Origin of the sequence: Sphingomonas pokkalii (genome assembly GCF_003096275.1) — a bacterium.
Taxonomy (GTDB): Bacteria; Pseudomonadota; Alphaproteobacteria; order Sphingomonadales; family Sphingomonadaceae; genus Sphingomonas; species Sphingomonas pokkalii.
In genome coordinates this window covers 1856731-1864615 of sequence record NZ_QENQ01000001.1, presented here as the reverse complement: position 1 = coordinate 1864615, position 7885 = coordinate 1856731, and the positions used below count along the sequence as shown (strand labels likewise).

General features: G+C 63.4%; 6 protein-coding genes and 1 pseudogene. 5 read left to right on the top strand and 2 right to left on the bottom strand.

Features of this window, described 5'->3' with window-relative positions; translation table 11 throughout:
* The first annotated feature begins 45 nt into the window (after positions 1-45).
* From DD559_RS08425 to DD559_RS08410, 4 genes are all read left to right on the top strand, one after another.
* Positions 46-1413, top strand: coding sequence for a sensor histidine kinase (locus DD559_RS08425; RefSeq protein ID WP_165831057.1), 1368 nt, complete (start codon positions 46-48; stop codon positions 1411-1413).
* Between the two features lie 210 nt (positions 1414-1623).
* A complete protein-coding gene (locus DD559_RS08420; protein ID WP_116468778.1) occupies positions 1624-4728 on the top strand; it encodes a TonB-dependent receptor domain-containing protein in 3105 nt (1034 codons plus the stop codon).
* A 60-nt stretch (positions 4729-4788) separates the two neighbouring features.
* Complete coding sequence (locus DD559_RS08415; protein ID WP_116468777.1) at positions 4789-5463, top strand: response regulator transcription factor; 675 nt, start codon at positions 4789-4791, stop codon at positions 5461-5463.
* A gap of 94 nt (positions 5464-5557) precedes the next feature.
* Positions 5558-6574: an AAA family ATPase gene (locus DD559_RS08410; RefSeq protein WP_116468776.1), complete on the top strand. Its 1017-nt coding sequence runs from the start codon at positions 5558-5560 to the stop codon at positions 6572-6574.
* A 108-nt stretch (positions 6575-6682) separates the two neighbouring features.
* Here the strand turns inward: DD559_RS08410 and DD559_RS08405 are convergent.
* A pseudogene (locus DD559_RS08405) lies at positions 6683-6916 on the bottom strand (transposase); the annotation flags it as partial.
* Positions 6917-6942: 26 nt separating this feature from the next.
* On the opposite strand from DD559_RS08405, the gene DD559_RS08400 reads away from it, so the two are divergent.
* Complete coding sequence (locus tag DD559_RS08400) at positions 6943-7173, top strand: hypothetical protein (protein ID WP_116468774.1); 231 nt, start codon at positions 6943-6945, stop codon at positions 7171-7173.
* Between the two features lie 378 nt (positions 7174-7551).
* Here DD559_RS08400 and DD559_RS20380 read toward each other — a convergent pair whose 3' ends face one another.
* On the bottom strand, positions 7552-7797 hold the full coding sequence (locus tag DD559_RS20380) for a DUF3800 domain-containing protein (RefSeq protein ID WP_116468773.1): 246 nt from the start codon (positions 7795-7797) through the stop codon (positions 7552-7554).
* Positions 7798-7885: the final 88 nt, after the last annotated feature.

Sequence of the window (7885 nt, the reverse complement as noted above, 5' to 3'; positions counted from 1 at the left end):
TAAGCAAAAGCAATGTGGGCGTGGATCGGGACTTTGCGAAAGTCGATGTTCGCGCAGATGGCGGCACTTACCGCCTTGTTCCTCGGCTGGGGCCTGTATGCGTTTGTCCTGAAGCCGATATTCGACATGCCGCCGACCGCGCGGGCGCAGCGACCGCTGCAAGCGACCGAGAGCGAGTTGCGCACTGCACTGCATCAGTTCGTCGTGGCGTCCCGGACGGATGCAAAGGGAACGCCGTCGATTGCGCAAGACCCGGTTATTGCGGCGGTGCAGGCGCGAAACCCGGGCTTTCGCTATTATGTGCGCATCGACGAGCGAATTTTCGGCAATGGCGAGCCGGTGATGTTCCAGAGCCTGAAGCTCGATCGGGTGGTGCGCGCGCATCGCGAACTGACGGATGCGGGCATTTGCAGCCAGATGGAAAAGATCGTCGATGGGGCCGGTGGCGACGATTACGCCAGCTTCCACATTTGCGACCGGCTGACCTATTTCGAATATCGGAACCTGAAAAACCCGATTGAGCCGGGCAAGGTCGAACAGATCGGGATTTTCGACAAATTGCTGCGCCCGTTCAGCGGCAATTTCCTGCTGGCCGCAGGCGGGGTGTTCACAATCTTCGCGCTGATCTTCTCTGTGCACATCCTGTCCATCCGCCGGATTGCGCGGCTGGCGCGCTCCATCGATCCGCAGCGGCTCGACGCCAAGCTGCCGGAAAAGGGCGTGGCGACCGAGATCCTGCCGCTGGTCCGCGCGGTCAATCACCTGATCGGAGAAGTCGATGCGGCACAGCGGCGATCGACCTTCTTCCTGTCGGCGGCGGCGCATGAGATGCGCACCCCGCTGACGGTGCTGCGCACGCGGCTGGAGCTGATGGACGACGGCGCACAGAAGGACAAGCTGGTCGGTGACGTCCAGCGGCTGACCGCGCTGGTCAACCAACTGCTCAAGCTCATGAGCATCGGGAACCGGCGTGACGTAACCGGCTTTGCCGACCTCGTCGCCGTCGCGGGCAAGGCAATGCGCCAGCTCGCACCCGTTGCGGAGGCCGCCGGCGTGGACCTGCGCTTTGAAAGCGATGTGCCGATGCTCGAGGTCCCGGGTGAGGAAACACTGATCGGGTCCGCGATCAGCAACCTGATCGACAACGCCATATCGTTCGCGCCCGCCGGCTCGGTGGTCGAGGTGTGTGTGGATGCGACGGGCGCCGTGACGGTGCGCGACCATGGCGCCGGGCTGGGCGAGGGCGATCCCGCGCTGCTGTTCGAGCCGTTCGCGCGCCCTGCTGCGAGTCGGCGCGGATTCGGGCTGGGTCTGGCCATCGTCAGTGCAGTCGCACGGCTGCATGGCGGCAGCGCCCGGGCGGCCAACGCCCCGGGCGGCGGCGCCGAATTCATCGTAACATTTTCTTCATAAACACTTTTCTGAGGATCGGTTGGCGGATCGCGTAAAATCGTTTCAATCATTGGCCCAGCGGCTTTCTGCATGGTCCGTTATGCAAGGTTCGTGCAAGCCATCTCCGGCAAACCTCCAGACCTCTGAAGATCAGCGGAGCCACGATCAGTCGACATCAGATCGACCGGTGGCCGCAGGCGCTGACTTGACCTGGTATCGGGGGGTACGAAGATGAAGAAGTCAGTCCTGCTCGGCGCATGTTCTGCCGTCGCCTATCTGGTTCTGGCGCAGAGCGCCGCTGCGCAGCAGTCGCAAGCTGCCGCCAATCCGCAGACGCCGCCGGCAAGCGTCGACGCGGGCGCGCTTCCTTCAAACAGCGATGCAGCCGAAGAAGCGAAGGCGCGCGAGAATGCAGCCGAGGAACAGGCAGACCGGGGCGAGCAGGTCACGCTGGAAGAGGAAGACACTGCGCCCGCCAGCAAATCCGGCGTCGCCGCCGAAGGCACGATCCTGGTGACGGGAAGCCGTCTGCGCGGCGGCGACCAGACGTCGCGGCTGACAGTGATCGACGCGAAGGAAATCCGCGATCGCGGCGTCACCACGGTTGAGGAACTGATCCGCACCCTGCCGCAGAACGTCGCGACGATCGGCGCGATCACCAACAATCGCAGCAAGGGGCCGCTCACGTCCACCACGGGCAACAGCGGCAGCCGTGTCGTGTCCGATGTGGGTGCGCTGGGCGTGTCGGCGGCGAACCTGGGCGGTGTCGGCGCGGGCAACACGCTGATCCTGGTCAACGGGCGCCGCATCGCCGGCGCTGCCGGTGTCGAGCAGGGCTATGTCAACCTCAACGGCATCCCGCTGAGCGCGATCGAGCGCGTCGAGATCAGCACCGGCGGCCAGTCGGCGATCTATGGTGCCGATGCGATGGGCGGCGTCATCAACTTCATCCTCAAGAAGGATTATGTCGGCACGACGATCTCCGCGTCGCGCCGCGAGACCAGTTCAGGCGCGCGCGACACGCGGGTCAGCCTGTACACGGGCCGCGCCTGGGGCAGCGGCAATGTGGCCGCCACGGTGGAATATGGCCGCAGCGAGCCGATCGTGAATGCGAAGACCGGCTATGTGACCAATAACTATTCGTCCTATTACGGCGGCAACAGCCAGTTCGACCGGCGTTCGTTCAACTCGGGCATCCAGCCGGGCGTTGCCCTCCAGCCGGCGGTGTTCGATCCGCGCACCGGCCAGCAGATCTCGCCGCAGATCGGCCTGACCGTGCCGGCGGGCTTTACCGGCGCGCCGACTCAGGCGAACCTGATCCAGGTCTCGCCCACCAGCGCGCGCGACTATGTTCCCGAATTTGCGGGGTCGAAGACCAGCACGGTCAGCGCGACGCTCAACTTCGAGCAGAAGATCACGGACCGGCTGCGCATTTTCGCCACCGGCCTGTACACCTGGGCGCGCAATTCGCAGCCCAATGCCGCGTTCGGCGGATTTTCCGTGAGCCTGGCACCCGGCCAGTATTACAACCCGTTCCCGGCCTTCACCTTCGGCTCGTCCGCCTATGGCAGCACGGTCTATTACTATCCGGGCAGCGAGATCGCTGCAGGCGAACTGGTGCCGGGCGATGTCCGCAACACCAGCAAGAGCTGGACCGCAACCGCTGGGGTCGGGTATAATTTCGGCAGGTTCGCCGACCTGCAGATCGTCTATACCAAGTCGAAGACGTCGACCGAAGGAACGGGTACGCAGGTAAGAAGCCTGGTCAGCTATCAGAAGACGGTCACCAACGGCGTCACGACCTATCCCTGCTACAATTTCCAGCTCGCCAACAACCGCATCCCGCTAAACCGGCGCCCAGCCTTTCAGGCTGCGTTCGATGCCCAGTGCGCGGCGCTGACCAGCAAGGACCCGAACGTCGCGTTCAATCCGTGGAAGAGCAGCTCCGCCGGCGGCGGGGCGGGCATCGACACGTTCCTTTACCCTTATGTCGTCGACGATCTGGGCAGTTCGCTGGACAATGTCGAAGGGCGGCTGACCGGCACGGCGATCAAGCTCCCCGCCGGCGAGATCAGCTATGCGTTCGGCGCGGAATTTTCGCGCAGTGGGCTGAAGAACACGGTCGTCAGCAACGCTGCGGGGCCCGATCCGTCGTCCGAGCGCTACGCCTTTTTCGGCGAAGTCAATCTCCCGGTCCTGGGCAAGGAATACACCCTGCCGCTCGTCCGCCGACTGATCTTCAACATGGCGCTGCGCCGCGATGTGACGAGCAGCGTCGGCGCGATCGGCACGGTAAACCGCGTGCCCGTCGACCAGGGCGGCGAGATCATCTACGGCAAGAACAGCTTCGGGCGTACCACGCCGTCCTGGGGCGTGCTGTGGTCGCCGACCAACACGATCGACGTCCGCGCCAAGTTCACGCGCGGGTTCAAGGCGCCGCCGGCGACCCAGCTCTATTCGGTGCAGGGCACGCAGCAGACTACGACCGCCATCTCGGGCGATCCGCTGTACACCTGCACCACCGATTGCAGCCGGATCGCGAACGGAACCCGTACCTACAACGTGCCCTCCGTGATCGCGCCCAACCCCGACCTGTTGCCCGAAACGTCGCGCCAGCAGGTGTACAGCGTTTCGTGGCAGCCCACGGGATTCCTGTCCGGGCTGAGCATGGCGGTTACCTATAACCGCAACAAAATTCGCAACCAGTTCGCGTCGACGCGCGAATTGTTCTATTACCTGCCGGCGATCGAAGTGCTGAAGCTGCCGCTCTTCTACCCGCGCGATCCCGTGACCAACAAGATCACGTCGTTCAACAACACGCGCTTCAACATCGTCGGTTCGAACTATGAATCGCTGGCATATGAAGTGAGCTATCTGTTCTCGACCAGTTTCGGCACCTTTCAGCCGAAGGTGACCTATATCGACAATATCGTCGCGGAAACCATCGGCGTGACCAGCGATCAGGTGATCGATCAGCGCGGTCGCATTCTGGGCGTGGACAAGTACAAGGTGGTCGGATCGGTCCAGTGGAACCTCGATCGCGTCAGCACCAACGTCTATGTCTATCACACGCCGAGCTATCTGAACGACTACGAATCGGCCTATGCTGCGGGCGTTCAGCTCAACCCGGAATGGATCAAGCGCGTCAAGCCGCTGACCACGGTCGATCTGTCCGTGTCCTGGGCAGCGACGGACTGGTTCAACGTCCAGCTCGCGGGGCGCAACGTCCTGAAGGCGGCCGCACCGTTGGCGATCGTCGATAGGCTGCCCTACGATACGGCGCGGTACAATGTCGAAGGCCGCAGCGTGATGCTGTCCACCCGGCTGACGTTCTGAGCCCGGCGTGACCCGTCGTCATCCTCGCATCCCGGCGGCAAAGCGGCTAGACGTGCCGCGATGAGATTGCTGCTGGTCGAGGATGATGGCGACGTCGCGGAAACCCTGACCGCGTATCTGGAGCGGCAGGGATTTGTGGTCGATCGCGCCGATACGCTGGCGATGGCGCAGGACGCACTGCTCGACAATGCGTTCGATCTCGTCCTGCTCGATCGCATGTTGCCGGACGGCGACGGCGTGTCGCTGATCGGCTTTGCCGAGGCACAGCGCCGACCGCAGCGTTTCCTGCTGCTGTCGGCGCTGGCGGGGATCGACGACAAGGTCACCGGGCTTGAACTGGGTGCGCGCGATTACATCGCCAAGCCGTTCGAGCCGCGCGAGCTTGTCGCGCGCATCCGGGTCGCGCTGCGCGATCGCATCGATGCGGTGCGCGAGATCAAGCGGTTCGGCCCGATCCTGCACGATGTCGAAAGCGGCGGATTCTTCGTCAACGATGCGCCGATGTCGCTGCGCCGGTCCGAGGCGCTGGTGCTGGCGGCGCTGATGGCGCGCGAAGGCGCGATCGTCCGGCGCGAGACGCTGGAATCGCGCGTCTATGGCTATGACAAGTTCGTCAACGGCAATTCGCTGGAATCGATCATCTCGCGGCTCCGCAAGGCGCTGGCAACCAAGACCGATGCCGTGAAGGTCTCTTCGATCCGCGGCGTCGGCTACCAGCTGGTGCAATCCGATTAGTGCCGGCATTCACTTGCACGGCGGCTTTGCAAGGCTGGTGCAAGCCCGCAATGCAACCATGGATGCCATGACCCCTCATCTGAGTGCCCAACCCATGACGCTGACCCAACAGGCCGACCAGGCGCGAGAGCAGGCGGGCGATTTCCGCACGACCTATCGCCGTATCCGCGAACAGGTGGGCCGGATGATGGTGGGGCAGGACGACGTCATCGACGGCGTGCTGACCGCACTGATGGCGGGCGGGCATGTCCTGCTGGAAGGCGTGCCGGGGCTGGGCAAGACGATGCTGGTCAATTCGATCAGCCGCGCGGTCGACCTGCCCTTTTCGCGCATCCAGTTCACCCCCGACATGATGCCGGCGGACATTATCGGCACGACGATGCTGACCGAGGTCGCAGGGGGCGGGCATGAACTGACCTTCCAGCAGGGGCCGATCGTCGCCAATCTGGTGCTGGCCGACGAGATCAACCGCGCCACGCCGAAGACGCAGTCCGCGCTGCTGGAAGTGATGCAGGAGCGACAGGTGACGGTGGGTCGCCGGACGCTGAAGATGCCCGAGCCCTTCTGCGTGATGGCGACGCAGAACCCGATCGACCAGGAGGGCACCTATCCGCTGCCCGAGGCGCAGCTCGATCGCTTCCTGTTCAAGCTGCTCGTCGGCTACCCGACTGAAGCCGAATATCACGCGATCGTCGATCGCACGACCGGGGGCGGGCAGGTGACGATCGATCCCGTCAGCGACGCGGCGACGCTGTGCCGGCTTCGCGAGGTGGTCCGTCAGGTGCCGGTGCCCGAAGTGGCGAAGGGCTATGCGATCCGCCTGGTCATGGCGACCCAGCCGGGCAGCCCCTATGCCCCCGAGGCGGTCAATCATGGCGTCGCGCTGGGCGCATCGCCGCGCGGCATCCAGGGCCTGATCCTCGCCGCGAAGGTGCGGTGCCTGCTCGACGATCGCTTCGCCGTCAGCTGCGACGACATCGCATCGATCGCCCGTCCCGTGCTGCGTCACCGGATCATCGTCAACTATCAGGCGCTTGCACGCGGTGAGGGCGTGGAGCAGCTGATCGACGCGATCCTGCGCGACGTGAAGGCGCCGCACCATACGACCTGACCCAGGAGCCATGCGGGCGAGTGCGGACCTGCCATCGCGTCCGGGTCACGTCAGATTGGCGGAGCTACCTGCGCCGGATAGCTGACAAGTAATACCAAGATTCAGTGATCACGACCCGTGCGCCCATGCACGGAGTCCGAGGGACATGATGCGCGATGGCTGGTCAACGAGTCTGTTCCAGGCGTCGCAGCACTGGTCGACGATCTCGTCGTAGGAGCCGAAGACGCGGTTCGACAGCCAGTTGTCGCGCAGGAACTGCCAGACCTTCTCCTGCGGATTGAGCTCTGGGCTCTTCGATGGAATCGTGACGATCGAGATGTTGGGTGGGACGTGAAGCTTCGGCTGCGGTGCGTCTGGGGGCGTAAGACATGGCACTTGGAACCATCACCCGCCGTCTCGTTGATCTGGCTGAGGCATACGAGCGTCGCGGCGATGATGATGCATGGAACGAGCTACGAGCATTTGGGCAGGCGCTGGAAACCATCGGCGGCCCCGTGTTCGTAACCTCGATCTACGACAAGACGATTGACCGGTTCGGGTGGCGAGCCCTGCCCGGTGTGGCTGAGTGCTGGCGCGACATTGGCGGATGGCAACCCTGATGCCCCAGGGCTTTGGAAAACAATCAAAATCAATCAAACCGGTCGGGGACCAGTCAGTTCGATAAACCGCTGTGATTACAATGGGAAACGCACCTTCGCTGCGGACATTCACTAAAGTAGTGCGGGATAGCGAAAGGCGAGTGCCAAGCTCCGCTTGGGCCTAAAGTAGGCGGGAATAGGCTCCCTCGGCGAGTGGGTGCGGCATCATCCGCCTAACCCGCCGGCAGCGGATGAGGTTGAGCAAGCGTCAGAACGTTGTTGAACTTTTAAGCGTGCAGCCATATATCGCTTGTCGCCAAGTCGCTTCCCTGCTCCGAACTGTCACCGTATGGTGCGCGTTCCTGCCGATCGGTAGGATAGGACAGGGAAGCGCAACATTCACCTGAAGTCCCAAACATCGTCAATCTTTGAGCGCAACATGCCGCGCCAGCGCCCGCTGTCCTTCCGGTCATCCCGGTAGGATCGTGCGATTGCACCGACACACATATCGGCGAGCTGCACAAGTGTATCCCCCTGCGAATCTTTCATCCTGATGTCCTTAATCGAACCTGTCGGTGTGTGGCGCTTGAGGTGCGTTTGCAGGTCTCGGCGGAACGTTCGCTCCCCCGAACCGTCGATTACCACCCGCGCGTTCTGTGAGCAGCCCCCACCGGGTGGTCCGGGTTGTTAGTTAGTGCATTGTTGTCTCCGCCGCCATTGCCGGGCGTAGGTG

Coding starts and splice junctions, on each gene's coding strand:
- DD559_RS08425 (WP_165831057.1), top strand. CDS start 46: ATGTTCGCGCAGATGGCGGCACTTACCGCCTTGTTCCTCGGCTGGGGC.
- DD559_RS08420 (WP_116468778.1), top strand. CDS start 1,624: ATGAAGAAGTCAGTCCTGCTCGGCGCATGTTCTGCCGTCGCCTATCTG.
- DD559_RS08415 (WP_116468777.1), top strand. CDS start 4,789: ATGAGATTGCTGCTGGTCGAGGATGATGGCGACGTCGCGGAAACCCTG.
- DD559_RS08410 (WP_116468776.1), top strand. CDS start 5,558: ATGACGCTGACCCAACAGGCCGACCAGGCGCGAGAGCAGGCGGGCGAT.
- DD559_RS08400 (WP_116468774.1), top strand. CDS start 6,943: ATGGCACTTGGAACCATCACCCGCCGTCTCGTTGATCTGGCTGAGGCA.